Annotated in this window: 13 protein-coding genes; 4 read left to right on the top strand and 9 right to left on the bottom strand. The window is 72.4% G+C overall.

Annotation, left to right across the window (positions count from 1 at the left end; all coding sequences use genetic code 11):
* Positions 1–2 precede the first annotated feature (2 nt).
* From VFZ70_06665 to VFZ70_06650, 4 genes are all read right to left on the bottom strand, one after another.
* A complete protein-coding gene (locus tag VFZ70_06665) occupies positions 3–1055 on the bottom strand; it encodes an MBL fold metallo-hydrolase (protein HEX6255478.1) in 1053 nt (350 codons plus the stop codon).
* On the bottom strand, positions 1052–2170 hold the full coding sequence (locus VFZ70_06660) for a 5-methyltetrahydropteroyltriglutamate--homocysteine S-methyltransferase (GenBank protein HEX6255477.1): 1119 nt from the start codon (positions 2168–2170) through the stop codon (positions 1052–1054). Before VFZ70_06660 ends, VFZ70_06665 begins: the two co-directional genes overlap by 4 nt.
* Before the next feature lie 169 nt (positions 2171–2339).
* Positions 2340–3275: a hypothetical protein gene (locus VFZ70_06655; protein HEX6255476.1), complete on the bottom strand. Its 936-nt coding sequence runs from the start codon at positions 3273–3275 to the stop codon at positions 2340–2342.
* Complete coding sequence (locus VFZ70_06650; GenBank protein HEX6255475.1) at positions 3272–4294, bottom strand: proline racemase family protein; 1023 nt, start codon at positions 4292–4294, stop codon at positions 3272–3274. The genes VFZ70_06655 and VFZ70_06650 overlap by 4 nt, the downstream gene beginning before the upstream one ends.
* 33 nt (positions 4295–4327) lie before the next feature.
* Between VFZ70_06650 and rpiA the strand changes: the two genes are divergently transcribed.
* Both rpiA and VFZ70_06640 read left to right on the top strand, forming a co-directional pair.
* Positions 4328–5116, top strand: a complete 789-nt coding sequence (gene rpiA / locus VFZ70_06645; GenBank protein ID HEX6255474.1) for a ribose 5-phosphate isomerase A — start codon at positions 4328–4330, stop codon at positions 5114–5116.
* Positions 5113–5796 carry an enoyl-CoA hydratase-related protein gene (locus VFZ70_06640; protein HEX6255473.1) on the top strand — a complete coding sequence of 228 codons (684 nt, stop codon included), beginning with the start codon at positions 5113–5115 and terminating at the stop codon, positions 5794–5796. The genes rpiA and VFZ70_06640 overlap by 4 nt, the downstream gene beginning before the upstream one ends.
* Positions 5797–5879: 83 nt before the next feature.
* Here the strand turns inward: VFZ70_06640 and VFZ70_06635 are convergent, their stop codons facing one another.
* On the bottom strand, positions 5880–6494 hold the full coding sequence (locus VFZ70_06635; protein ID HEX6255472.1) for an XRE family transcriptional regulator: 615 nt from the start codon (positions 6492–6494) through the stop codon (positions 5880–5882).
* A 128-nt stretch (positions 6495–6622) separates the two neighbouring features.
* Here VFZ70_06635 and VFZ70_06630 point away from each other — a divergent pair, with 128 nt between their 5' ends.
* A complete protein-coding gene (locus tag VFZ70_06630; protein ID HEX6255471.1) occupies positions 6623–7453 on the top strand; it encodes a DMT family transporter in 831 nt (276 codons plus the stop codon).
* Here the strand turns inward: VFZ70_06630 and VFZ70_06625 are convergent.
* On the bottom strand, positions 7440–8312 hold the full coding sequence (locus VFZ70_06625) for a methyltransferase domain-containing protein (protein ID HEX6255470.1): 873 nt from the start codon (positions 8310–8312) through the stop codon (positions 7440–7442). The genes VFZ70_06630 and VFZ70_06625 overlap by 14 nt on opposite strands.
* Positions 8313–8335: 23 nt before the next feature.
* Here VFZ70_06625 and VFZ70_06620 point away from each other — a divergent pair, with 23 nt between their 5' ends.
* Complete coding sequence (locus VFZ70_06620) at positions 8336–8974, top strand: LysE family translocator (GenBank protein ID HEX6255469.1); 639 nt, start codon at positions 8336–8338, stop codon at positions 8972–8974.
* Positions 8975–9296: 322 nt separating this feature from the next.
* On the opposite strand, the gene VFZ70_06615 is transcribed toward VFZ70_06620, so the two are convergent.
* From VFZ70_06615 to VFZ70_06605, 3 genes are all read right to left on the bottom strand, one after another.
* Entirely contained in the window at positions 9297–9977 is a 681-nt protein-coding gene (locus VFZ70_06615) for a cyclase family protein (protein HEX6255468.1), read from the bottom strand.
* A 65-nt stretch (positions 9978–10042) separates the two neighbouring features.
* A complete protein-coding gene (gene dinB, locus VFZ70_06610) occupies positions 10043–11224 on the bottom strand; it encodes a DNA polymerase IV (GenBank protein ID HEX6255467.1) in 1182 nt (393 codons plus the stop codon).
* A 30-nt stretch (positions 11225–11254) separates the two neighbouring features.
* Complete coding sequence (locus tag VFZ70_06605) at positions 11255–12262, bottom strand: type IV toxin-antitoxin system AbiEi family antitoxin domain-containing protein (protein ID HEX6255466.1); 1008 nt, start codon at positions 12260–12262, stop codon at positions 11255–11257.
* Positions 12263–12529: the final 267 nt, after the last annotated feature.

Below are 12529 nucleotides of genomic sequence, written 5' to 3'. Positions count from 1 at the left end.
GCTCAGCCGTCGGCGCGCGGCGGGGCGTACCGGGTGACGCCGTCCTGGATCACCCGGTGCAGGCGCCCTCGCACCGCCAGCAGCTCCAGGTGCGCCAGCGTCTCGCTGACCGCCAGCATCTGGTTGAAGACGTCGAGATCGTCGAATGCCCGTCCCCGACGGGTCCACCGCAGCCGCCAGGCCGCGTCGTACGCGGTCACCGCGCCCGCTTCGACCGCGTCCACCGTCGCATCGAGTCGTTCGTCGTGATGCTTCACCAGGGCTTCGATGCGGGCGTGGACGCTGTCGGTCACCGGCCCGTGCGCCGGCAGCAGCCACAGGTCGGGCAGCTCGCGCACCGCGGCCAGCGACCGCAGGTAGTCCCCGAGCGGAAGCTGCGCGTCGACGGGCTCGAAGCCGATCGACGGCGTGATGTGGGGCAGGACGTGATCACCCGCGAACAGCACTCCGCCGACCGTGTCCGCGAACACGAGGTGTCCCTGCGTGTGCCCTGGCGTCCGCATGGCCCGGAGCCGGCGGTCACCCACGACGAGGGCGGCATCGTCGTCGATCCAGTCGTCCGGCGGCGCCCAGTCGGCGAGGTCGAGCGGGCGCGACGCCCGACGTCGAAGCAGCGCCTCGGCGAGCGGGTCCGCACCGGCGGCGCGCATCCGCCGCGCCTGGGTATCCAGCGCGCGACGGTCGGGGGCGTGGATCAGCTCGAGCGACGGGCGTTCGCCGACACCCATGCTGACGCGCGTGCCCAGCTCACGGCGGACGGCGACCGCCTGCGTGTAGTGGTCGCGGTGCACATGGGTGACCAGGAAGCGCGTGATGTCGCCCAGCTCACGGTCGAGCTCCGCCAGCGCCCGCGTCAGCTGGCGGCGGGACGCCTCGAGCGCCCAGCCGCCGTCGATCAGCACCAGTCCGTCATCGGCCACGAGCGCGTAGACGTTGACCGCGCGCAATCCGTCGGACGGCAGGGGCAGCGGGATCCGGACGATGCCGGGCGCGACCGGGTACGCGCCGGGCTCGGTCCAGTCGTCGGGCTGGTCGAGCTCGGCAGCGGGCGTCAACCCCACACGTCCGCCGCGGTGTCGACGACCAGGCGCAGCTTGGCGACCTCGTCGTCGTAGCTCAGGCGGTTGCCCTCGGAGGTCGAGGCGAACCCGCACTGCGGCGACAGGCACAGTTGATCGAGGTCGACGTACCGCGACGCCTCGTCGAGCCGCCGTTTGAGGTCGTCGGGACGTTCGAGCTCGCCGGACTTCGTCGTCACCAGTCCCAGGACGACGTGCTTGCCCGGCGGCACGAACCGCAGCGGCTCGAACCCGCCGGAGCGCTCGTCGTCCCACTCCATGAAGAACCCGTCGACGTCGAGCTCGGTGAACAGCGCTTCCGCGACGTGGTCGTACCCGCCCTCGGCGACCCACGACGACTGGAAGTTGCCGCGACACATGTGCGTCGTGATCGCCATGTCGTCGGGGCGCCCCGCGATCGCCTCGTTGATGTGCCTGATGTACTCCACGTGCTGGTGATCGGGGTCGCCGCCCATCCGGCGCACGTGCTCCCGCTGTTCGGGGTCGTTGAGGTACGCGAGGCTGACGTCGTCGAACTGCAGGTAGCGGCACCCCAGGTCGTACATGGCCTGCACCTGTTCGGCGTACGCCGACGTGAGGTCGCTCCAGAACTGCTCCATGTCGGGATAGACCGTCTCGTCGATCGAGGCGCGCCCGCCGCGGTAGTGGATCATGCTCGGCGACGGGATCGTCAGCTTGGGCGTTGTCGAGGTCACCTGGTCGCGGAGGTAGGTGAACGCCTCGGCGAAGATCGGGCGCTCCAGCGTGATCCGCTCGTCGACGCGGAGCGCGGCGGTGTCGAACTCCATCCCACCTTCGCGGTTGCGGAACGACACGGTGATGCGATCGTCGGTGCGCCGGGTGCCGCCCAGTGCGTAGATGAAGTCCATGTGCCAGGACGCGCGCCGGAACTCACCGTCGGTGGCCGACTGCAGGCCGACCTCCTCCTGCATCCGCACGACCTCGGAGATCGCGGCGTCCTCGACGCTACGCAGCTCCTCGTCGTTGATCTTGCCCGCACGGTGGTCCTCGCGCGCCTGTAGCAGCGCTGCGGGTCGCAGCAGGGACCCGACGTGATCGGCTCGGAATGGTGGGGACGAACGCCTGGCCATGACGGCCTCCTCGCTGGAGGGAGTGTGTCCGGGTTCGTTCCAGTCGACCACGCGCCGCAAACGCCGTGCCGCGGCCCGGGCACGCCCCACCCTGGCGACGTCTGCGCGCCGCGACGCGGGCGCGGTGACGCGGTTGCGGCGACGTCCGCGCGCGGCGACGCGGGCGCGGTCACTCGTCCCCGTGGTGGCGGGCGACCGCCGCAGCGGCGATCGCGAGGTCCTCCATCGCGAGCCCCACCGACTTGAACACCGTCACGTCGTCGTCCGACCGTCGCACCGCCGCGCCCCGCACGACCTGTCGCAGGTCGGCGACGATGTCGTCGGGTGCCAGGTCGCCCGCGGCGATCGGGATCGCGAGGTCCCCGGCCTCAGCCAGCGCGGCCGCGCGGTCCTCGACGAGCAGCCGCCCGCGACGGACCGTGGTCGTGTCGAGCTCCCGGGCCGTCGGCTGATAGGCACCAACGGCGTTGACGTGGACGCCGTCGGGGAGCAGCGCGCCGTCGAAGACGGGCGACCGACTGGTCGTGCAGGTGCACACGATATCGGCCAAGGCAACCGAGGCGGGTCCGCCGACGCTCGCCGCGATGCCCTCGGCCGACAGTTCGTCGACCAGTGCGTGCGCCCCGGCGGGCGTGCGCGACACGACCGTCACGTGCGTGATCTCCCGCACTGCTCGCATCGCCGTCACGTGCGCCCGGCCCTGCATGCCGGCGCCGAACACGGCAAGCCGCGTCGCGTCGGCGCGTGCCAGGTGTCGGGTGGCCAGGCCCGACACCGCCGCCGTGCGCAGCCCGGTCATGGCCGCGCCGTCGATCAGGGCGAGCGGCGCGCGTATGTCGGGGTCGAACAGGACGTACACGCCGTGGATCAGATCCACCCCGCGGGCGGGGTTGCCTGGGGTGACGGTCACCAGCTTGACGCCCACTCCGGCAGGTGACGCGGCGGGCATCAGCAGCAGATCACCGCGGCCGACGTCCAGGTGGGTGCGTGGCGGTGCCATCGCGTCGTCGGCGGCGAACGCCTGCTCCAGGGTGTCGACGGCGGCGCGCATCGGCAGCGCTCGGAGCAGCGCCTCGCGGTCGATGAAGGGCGGCGGGTTCCTCATCGCAGCAGGAACCCGGTGCCCAACGGATCGTCGGGGTCGAGCGTGAACTCGTGCGCACCCGTCCGGTAGGCGGCACCGCTGACCTCGGTGACCACCGCACGATGGTCACCGACGCGCGCGTCGCCGGTCACCCTGCCGGTGAACGCCTGGCCGGCGATGCCCGTGGTGACCAGTTCGGTCCCACGGGGCAGTGCGCCGGTCGCGTCCAGCAGGGCGAGGCGCGCTGACACGCCGCTGCCGGTGGGGGAGCGGTCGACCTCGCCGTCAGCGAAGATCGCGACGTTGCGCTGGTGCAGCGCGCCGCGCTCCCACCTGGTCCGGTCGGTGAAGATGACGCCGTAGATGTCGCGGACCTCCCGCCGCTCCGGATGGACGGTCGTGCGCTGCGCCTCGATCGCGGCCTTGATCGACCGTCCCTGCCTGATCAGCGCCGGAAGGTCCTCCGCGCGCACGGTCGCGTCCACGTCGGCAGCGGGAAGCACGGCGTAGAACGCACCGCCGAACGCGATCGCCGGTCCCAGCCGCCTGCCGTCCACGGTGACGCGGACCTCGGTCGCCTCCAGGTAGGACGCGACGTTGGTGAACCTGACGGCGCGGACCCTGTCGCCGTCGACCGTCGCCGTCGCCACGAGGCGGCCCGACGGGGCGTCGACGGTCACGGTGGTCCGCGCACCGGTGACCGGCACGACGCCGTTCTCCAGCGCCCAGGTGACCAGCGCGATGGTCCCGTGCCCGCAGGCCGTCGAGTAGCCGGCGTTGTGGAAGAACACCACGCCCAGATCGCCGTCGCCGTCGTCCGGCTCGGTGACGAAGCAGCCGTACATGTCGGCGTGGCCCCGCGGCTCGTTGACCAGCAGTTGGCGCACGTCGTCGAGCCGGTCGGCGGCGAACCGGCGGCGTGCGGGCACGTCCGCGCCCTCCAGCGGCGGAACACCGCCCGTGACGATCCTGAACGGCTCACCCGCGGTGTGGTAGTCCACGGTCGTGACGGTGAGGGCCGGCGTGGTCGTGGTTGCCATCGGACGAGTACCGTACCCACGGCGACGGATCCGGTGGCACGAAAGGCAGCGATGGAACGGTCGTGGCAACCGCAGGACCGCGACGACGTCGCCGCCCTGCTCGACGATCCCGCCCGGGCCGCGGTCGCCGCGTCGGCGGCCGAGGCGGTCCGTGACGCCGCGGGGAGCGACACGGTGCTCGGCCTCGGGTCGGGGCGGGCCCTCTGGGCGACGATGGAGCTGCTCGGGCGGGGCGACGACCTCCGCGGCCTGCGCGTCGTGACCGCCTCGTCGACGACCCAGTGGATCGCCGGATGGTACGGCTTCGTGGTCGTCGAGCTCGACGGTGACGTGCGACCCGACCGCTACATCGACGGCGCCGACGAGGTCGCCGGCGATCTCGGACTGATCAAGGGGCACGGCAACGCGTTGCTGCGCGAGAAGCTGATCGCGGTCGCCGCCAGGTGGTTCGTCGTGGTCGCCGAAGCCAGCAAGCGCGTCGGGCGCCTCGGAGAGCAGTGCACCCTGCCCGTCGAGGTCGTGCGGTTCGGCTGGGCCGACACACGCCGTCGGCTCCGGCAGCGCTTCGGCGAGGTCACGGTGCGCACCGACCAGGGTCAGCCGCTCGTGACCGACGAGGGCAACCTGGTGCTGGAGTTCGTGCTGCCCGGTGACATCAGCGCGGTGACCGTCGCACGCGAGCTGGAAGCGACCGTCGGTGTGGTCGACCACGGTCTGTTCCTCGGTCTCGCCGACGAGATCCTGCTGGGAGGGCCGGACGGTACCGTCGAGGTGTTGACACGCGCGGACGCGACGGCCGTGTGGGACAGGAGCGCCCAGTGAGCATCACCAGGGTCGTCGAGGACGGTGTCGCCGTCGTGACGCTGGACGACGGCAAGGTCAACGCGCTCGACGTGGACGCCTTCGCCGCGCTCGACGAGGCGCTGGACGCGTGTGCCGACGACGCCGCCATCGTGCTCTGCGGACGGGAGGGCGTGCTGTCGGCCGGGCTCGATCGCGCACAGCTGTCCGCGCCGCCCGCCGAACTGCAACAGCTGGCCATCGCGCTGACCAGCACGACGATGCGGTTGTGGACCGAGCCCCGCCCGGTCGTGATGGCCGCCACCGGACACGCGATCGCGGCGGGCACGATCCTGGCGCTCGCGTGCGACCACGTGGTCGCCGCCGAGGGCGACCACCGCTGGGGCCTCAACGAGACGGCGATCGGGCTGGTGCTGCCGCAGTGGGTCGTCGACCTGGCGCGCAGCACGGTGCGCGCCGACCGGTTGGAGCGCCTGGTGCTGCCGGGCCGTCTGGTCGACGCGCGCGAGGCGCTCGACGTCGGATTCGTCGACGAGCTGGCGCCCGCCGACCAGGTGCGGTCGCGCGCGGTCGCGCGCGCCTTGGCGCTGGCGGAGCTGCCCCGTGCCGTGTACGCCGCCAACAAGCGCCGCCTGCGCGGGTCCGCGGCGGACGCCGCACTGGTCGCGCTGGAGGTCGATCCGCCGGTGTTGGCGCCGTAGCGGACGCCCCTCGCCGGACCGGTCGGCCTGCGACGGATCCGTGCCGAGCCGGACTCACGCCCCGTCGGATCGACGCGTTGTGGTCAGTGCTGCTCGGCGGGTTCGATCTGCGCGGGAGGCACCAGGTACGCCTCGCCCGGCTGCACCACGCTCATGACGAACCGGTTGGCGGTGCCGCCCGGGTTGACGTAGCTGTGTGGCAGCACCGCGTCGAACAGCACGGTGTCGCCGGTGCCGAGCTCGTGCCGCTCGGGGCCGACCGTGACGGCCAGGGCGCCGTCGAGCACGTGGAGCACCTCGACGGTCCCCTCGGGATGCGCGTCGCCGTCGAAGCTGTCGCCCGGCGCGAGGTGCCAGTCCCAGAGCTCGACGATGTCGGGCGGATCGGTGCCCATCAGGAACAACGCGCGGCTGCCCCGCACGCTCGTCCACAGTGCCGGCGTGTCCACGCTGCGCTTGATGCTCACCCGCGGGTCCTTGCCGGGATCGATCAGCGTGGCCACGCCGACGCCGAGCGCGTCGGCAAGGCTGCACAGCGTCGCGATGCTCGGGTTCGCCCGCGACTGCTCTACGCCGATCACGGTGCCCTTGCTCAACCCGGCGCGGTCGGCGAGGCCGTCCAGCGTGAGGTCGCGCTGACGTCGCAGCCGCCGGACGTTGCGTCCGATCGCCGCCGCCAGCACCTCCGAGTCCTGCATCACACCTCCCTGGTCCTGCGAACTCTACCGAACGGTCAATGCATTGCACCGTCGGACGCCGTCCACTAGGGTCAGCGAAGTGCACCAAAAGGTGCAGTGAACTGTTCGTCGCCGACCGGAGGTGTGCCATGTCGCTGCTGCTCGCGTTGGGGTCGGGGTTGACGTTCGGCGCAGCTGACTTCGCTGGTGGGCTCGCCGCCCGGCGGACGCCGGCCGTGTCGGTGACGCTGGTGTCCCAGGCGGTGGGGGTGGTCGTCCTGGTGCTGCTCATGGGCCTGCTGCCCGGCACCCCGTCGCCGGCCGCGTTCACGTCCGGCGCGCTGGCCGGGATCGCCGGTGCCCTGGGGCTCGTCGCCTATCTGCGCGCACTCGCGCTCGGACCGATGGGTGTCGTGGCACCGCTCGCGTCGGTGGCCGGCGTCATGGTGCCGGTCGCCGCCGGGGTGGTCCTCGGCGAGCGCCCCTCGCCGCTGGCGACCGTGGGCATCGTGCTCGGCGTCGTGGCGGTCGTCATCGTGGCTGGCGGCCGGCGCGTCGAGCGCCACACGGTGCTGTCGGCGGGGCCCGCGCTGGCCCTGCTGGGCGGTGCAGGCTTCGGCGTGTTCTTCGTCCTGCTCGACCGCACGCCCGACGGTTCCGGTCTGTGGCCGCTCATCGGCGCACGCGGATCGTCCCTCGTGCTGCTCGCCGTGATCGCGGCGGTCGGTCGTGTCGCGCTGCCGTCGCGGTCGGCACTGTCGCTGATCGCGGTCTCCGGCGCCCTGGACATGCTCGCGAACATCCTCTTCCTGTTCGCGACCCGCACGGGACTGCTGACGATCTCGGCCCTGCTGACGTCGCTCTATCCGATCGTCGTCGTGATGCTCGCGCGCCAGCTGCTGGCCGAGCGTCTGGGGCGACCGCAGACGGTCGCGGTGGCGTTCGCCCTGATCGCTGTGGCACTGATCACGATCGCGTGATCCCGGGATCGGTCGTCGCGGACCGTCCGTGTGGGTCGCGACAGTCGTCCGGGAGCGGCAACGCGGTCAGCCAGAAGGCGTGCTCGGCCGGCCAGCGGTTGGCCCACGCAGTCGTGATGGCCTCGTGCAGGCCCTCCGCCGCGGTGTCCGGCGCCTGGATCTCGCGATAGTCGTCGACCCGGAACCCGGCGTCGCTGGCGAGCGCGAACCACTCGCCGACCGTGGGCACGAACTCGATGCCCCCGGGATCGTCGACCGCGTCGCGCCAGTCGTAGCGGTGGCCGCCGAACCACGGGCGCACCAGTTCGGTCCCGGACGGGACGCTGCCGTCGAGTGGAGCGGTCGACGTGGCCAACGGATGCGCGGTCAGGAACGACAACGTGCCGCCGTCGCGCAGGAGCCGCCCCGCCTCGGCGAGGAAGGCTGTCGGCTCGCACCACAGCACCGCCCCGTACTCGCTGATGGCGAGGTCGAACGCACCATCCGACTCGGGCACGTGCTCGGCGGGGCCGTGGTGCAGGATCAAGGGGACGTCGTGCTCGTCGGCAAGACGCCGCGCCGTGCGGAGCTGGTTCGCGGACAGGTCGATCCCCACCACGCGGCGCGCGCCCCGGCGGTGCGCCCACGCCGACACGTAGGCCGTGCCACATCCGAGCTCGATGACGTCGGCGTCCGTCAGATCGTCGGGCAGCAGCGGGGCGTGCTCGTCCGCGACGCTCCACGCCCCCCAGGTGGGGATGTCGGTCGCCCACGAGCGCTCGCCGCGGGCGATGTAGCTGTCGGCCTGCGCGTCCCAGTACCGACGGTTTTCCTCGGCGTAGCCGGGCATCTGCTCCACGACGTCTCCGATCACGTCCACCGCTGTCGTGGCAGCATGATCCCATGCCTCCTGTCGGTTCCGTCGTCGCGTTCGCCGCGTTGTCCTTCGTCCTCATCGTCGTGCCGGGTCCCAGCGTGATGTTCGTGGTCAGCCGCGGTGTGGCGCTGGGCCGTCGCGCCGCGCTGCTGACGGTGGCCGGCAACGCCGCGGGCGTGTACGTGCAGGTGTTGCTGGTCGCCGTCGGACTCGGCGCCATCGTGCAACGGTCGATCGTGCTGCTCGGTGCCGTCCGATTGCTCGGCGCCGCCTATCTGGTGTGGCTCGGGATCCAGGCGATCCGCCACCGGGGCGGACTCTCGGGCGTGGTCGACGTGGCGGGACGTGGTCGGTCGGTGCGCTCGGTGGTCGCCGACGGGTTCATCGTCGGTGTGGCCAACCCCAAGGCGATCGTGTTCTTCGCCGCCATCCTTCCGCAGTACGTCAGCGCCGCCGGTGCGCCGATCGGAATCCAGATGGCGATGCTCGGCCTGGTCTTCGTCGGCATCGCGCTCGTGTCGGACAGCGTGTGGGGCCTGGCGGCGGGCACCGCGCGGCGGTGGTTCTCCCGCTCGCCGCAGCGCCTGGCACGGCTCGGCGGTCTGGGCGGCCTGACGATGATCGGCCTGGGGGTGCACCTGGCGGTGACGGGACGCGGCGACTGAGGCGGGGCGGTCGACGCGGCGGGGGCGGTTGACGGGCGGTCCGGGCGATGGCGCGGCGGGGCAGGCGATGGCGCGGCGGGGCGGTTGACGCGGCGCGGCGGTTGACGCGGCGCGTTGGGGCGGGCGACGCGGCGGGGCGGGCGATGTGGCGGGCAGTTGACGCGGCGCGGTGGGGCGGGCGATGTGGCGTTCGGCTACCGCCGTGGCGTTAACCGGCGCGCCGAACCGAACGGCGTCGGTCGGTGGTACTGCCCACGCAGCGGACTCGACCGGAGCGCACGACCGGCAGGCGTGACCAGTCACGTGCGCCGTGCGACGCCGGCTACGGCGCGCGCAGCAGGGCGCGCGCCGGGGAGCCGTCCGAGCCCGGGATGAGCAGGGGCAGGACCGTCAACTCGTACGGCCCCGCGACCACATCGGCGAGATCCAGGCTCTCGAGCACGACGACGCCGGCTCCGAGCAGTGCCTTGTGCACCGGGTAGTCACGCGTGTCCGCGTCGAACGGCTCGACCGACAGGTAGTCGATGCCGACCAGGCGGATCCCCCGGTCGATGCACCACCGTGCCGCTCCGGCGTCGAGCGCCACGTACTGCTCATCGAACGTGGTCGCATGCGCGGACCATCCCGAGTTCGCGGTCCGCGCGAGCAGTCGTGCGGCATCGCTCGGGATGCGTGCCGCAGCGAGCACGTCGGCGGTGATGAGCCGGACGTCACGGGGCACGTCGATGACCTGGGCCGGGCCGATCAGGGCGTCCAACGGCAGTGTCTCGATGCCACCGCCGTCCGGCAGGAAGTGTGACGGCGCATCGATGTGCGTGCCCGCGTGGGCGCCGAGCTGCAGGTGCGACACGCGCATCGCGTCGCCGGCGGCGAACGACGCCACCTCCGTGCGGGCGAACCGCTCCACCACGCCGGGCCAGGTCACGAGCTCCGGCCGCAGGGGGGCGCTGATGTCGTGGATCGCGGGCACGCCGTCCGGCACCGCGGTCGTGGGCGTCGTCATGGGAGCACCGTAGCAACGCACGGCCACCACGCGCCCGGTGTGCCGGGCCGACGGCATTCTCACTGTCAGTCGGGAAGCAGTGGTACGGACATGCCGATGTCGCGGCCCAACAGCGCCCCGCGTGACAGCGCCTTCGTGCCGAAGCGATCGCGGACCTGATCGACGGCGGCATCGATCGCGTGGGCCGTCTCGCGTTCGAACGGCAGCACCAGTTGCTCCGCGCCGGTGTTGGTCAGGTTGGCGATCGAGACCCCGACCAGGGTGCAGCCGTGCGCGGTGATCAGCGGTCCGGCGGTGCGCAGCAGCGCCGTGGCCGTGGCCAGCAGCGGCGGCGTAGCCGCGGTCGGCGTCACCAGCGTGTGCGATCTGGTGATGCGCGTGAAGTCGTCGAAGCGCAGCCGCAACGTGACCGTGCGGCCGACGCGCTCGGCCGTCCTCATCCGCCGCGTGACCCGGTCCACCAGACCGATCAGGACGACCTCGATCTCGTCGAACGGTGTGGCGCCGCGGCCGAGCGCGCACTGGGATCCCATCGACCGGCGCCGGCGCCCGACGTGCACGGGACGCGGGTCACGGTTGTGCGCCAGTGCGTGCAGGTGCCGTCCGGCACCGGTACCCAGCATCGACTCGAGCGCGGCGAGGGGCAGATGCGCGACCTCGCCGACCGCCGTGATCCCTCGATCGCGGAGCTTGCGGGACGTGACCGGTCCGACGCCCCACAACCGCTCGACCGGCAGGGCGTGCAGGAAGTCGAGCTCCTGTTCCGGCGGGACGACCAGCAGCCCGTCCGGCTTCGCCACGGCGCTGGCGACCTTGGCCAGGAACTTCGTGCGGGCGACACCGACCGTGATCGGCAGGCCCACCTCGGTGAGCACGTCGCGTCGGAGGCGACGCGCGATCTCCGGGGGCGTCCCGGCCGTCCGGAGCAGGCCCCCGACGTCGAGGAACGCCTCGTCGATCGACAGACCCTCGACCAGCGGGGTCGTGTGGTCGAAGACCTCGAACACTGCCCTGCTCGCCTCCGTGTAGGCGCGCATGCGTGGCGGCACCACGACCGCCTGCGGACACAGCCGGCGCGCCTGTGCGCCACCCATGGCCGTGCGGACGCCGAACGCCTTGGCCTCGTAGCTGGCCGCCAGCACCACGCCCATGCCGACGATCACGGGCCGCCCCCGCAGCCGCCGGTCGTCGCGTTGCTCCACCGATGCGTAGAACGCATCCAGATCGGCGTGCAGGATCGACGACACGAACACATGTTCGCCCGTGGAGGGCCGGTGTCAAGTCTCCAGCGACGTGGTCCGGACACCAGCAACACCACCGACAGTGGCGGTCATGTCCGGAACATGACGGTCGGGGCGACGGCCCGCGCGACTCGCGGCGGCGTCCACCAGCGCCCCGACGTGTCGCGGACGATCGAGGTCGGGCCACGTCAGTCGCACCACCTCGAGCCCGGTGGCGCGCAGGCCGTCTTCGCGGCGCTTCTCGCGCAGGAGTTCGTCTCGCCCCTGCGCGCCCTCGTACTTGACTGCGCCGTCGAACTCGACGACCACGTCCAGTGCGGGCAGCAGGAAGTCAACACGGGCCGTGCGGCCGTTCGGCAGGCGGATCGGTACCTGCTGGAGCAGGTCCGTGTGCCCCAGCGCCCGCAGCACCAGCCGCGTCAGCGTCTCGCCCGGTGACTCGCTGTCGGCGCCGGCCAGAGCGACGATGAGGGCGGCGGCCGCGCGCCCATGACCGAGGCGTACGAGCGCGCGCGCCTGCCGGAGATCCTCGTGATCGACGAGCCCGCGGTGCAGCGCGGCCTCCGCCACGACCATCCCGGCGCCGACGCCGTGCCAGTCGGCGACCTGCAGAACGGCGACCGCTGCGGTACACGACTGCAGGCCGTCGACCGCACACCTCGCGGCCGCCGGCAGTTCGGGATGGACCTGCACGGGCTGGCGACGCGCGACCCGTCCCGTGCGTCCGGGACGCGTGCGGGTGAGATGGACGACGTCGAGGTCGACGCGATGGGTCGGCAGTCCGTACGCCACGATCGCCGAGGTGTGGCTCAGCACGACTCCGCCGTAACGACCCAGCACGGCGCGGCACCGGAGCAGATGCCGGTGCTCCGGTGACGCATCGCGCCACAGCGCGGCGGGAACGTAGGCGCCGCGGTCGACCCTGCGCAGCACGCCGGCCTGAGCCAGGCGCGTCAGCGTGCGCTGGTCGACGTTCCATGTCGCGGCCTCGGCAGCGGTGAACGGCTGTGGTCCGGCGGTCAGCGCTGCCAGTCGATCGTCCATGCCATGCAGGGTGCCGCGGGGTCGTCCGGCGGGCGGCGCCTGTCCACAGCCACCGGCCCGAGCGACGCGATTCGGACATCACGGACACCGGCCGCGGTGTTCCCCGTGTCCGATTCGCGTCGCCGGGATCAAAGGCGTCCCGGCCGCGGTGTCCCCCGTGTCCGATTCGCGTCGCCCGGACCAAAGGCGTCCCGGCCGCGGTGTCCCCCGTGTCCGATTCGCGTCGCCGGGATCAAAGGCGTCCCGGCCGCGGTGTCCCCCGTGTCC

This window comes from Euzebyales bacterium (assembly GCA_036374135.1).
In the GTDB taxonomy this organism is placed as follows: domain Bacteria; phylum Actinomycetota; class Nitriliruptoria; order Euzebyales; family JAHELV01; genus JAHELV01.
Note: the sequence above shows the minus strand (reverse complement) of the source record. Positions and strands in the feature narration are given on the sequence as shown.

Bases quoted from the DNA above. Each gene is read 5' to 3' on its own strand.
- VFZ70_06660 (HEX6255477.1), bottom strand. From the start codon at position 2,170: ATGGCCAGGCGTTCGTCCCCACCATTCCGAGCCGATCACGTCGGGTCC.
- VFZ70_06655 (HEX6255476.1), bottom strand. From the start codon at position 3,275: ATGAGGAACCCGCCGCCCTTCATCGACCGCGAGGCGCTGCTCCGAGCG.
- VFZ70_06650 (HEX6255475.1), bottom strand. From the start codon at position 4,294: ATGGCAACCACGACCACGCCGGCCCTCACCGTCACGACCGTGGACTAC.
- VFZ70_06635 (HEX6255472.1), bottom strand. From the start codon at position 6,494: ATGCAGGACTCGGAGGTGCTGGCGGCGGCGATCGGACGCAACGTCCGG.
- VFZ70_06630 (HEX6255471.1), top strand. From the start codon at position 6,623: ATGTCGCTGCTGCTCGCGTTGGGGTCGGGGTTGACGTTCGGCGCAGCT.
- VFZ70_06620 (HEX6255469.1), top strand. From the start codon at position 8,336: ATGCCTCCTGTCGGTTCCGTCGTCGCGTTCGCCGCGTTGTCCTTCGTC.
- VFZ70_06615 (HEX6255468.1), bottom strand. From the start codon at position 9,977: ATGACGACGCCCACGACCGCGGTGCCGGACGGCGTGCCCGCGATCCAC.
- VFZ70_06605 (HEX6255466.1), bottom strand. From the start codon at position 12,262: ATGGACGATCGACTGGCAGCGCTGACCGCCGGACCACAGCCGTTCACC.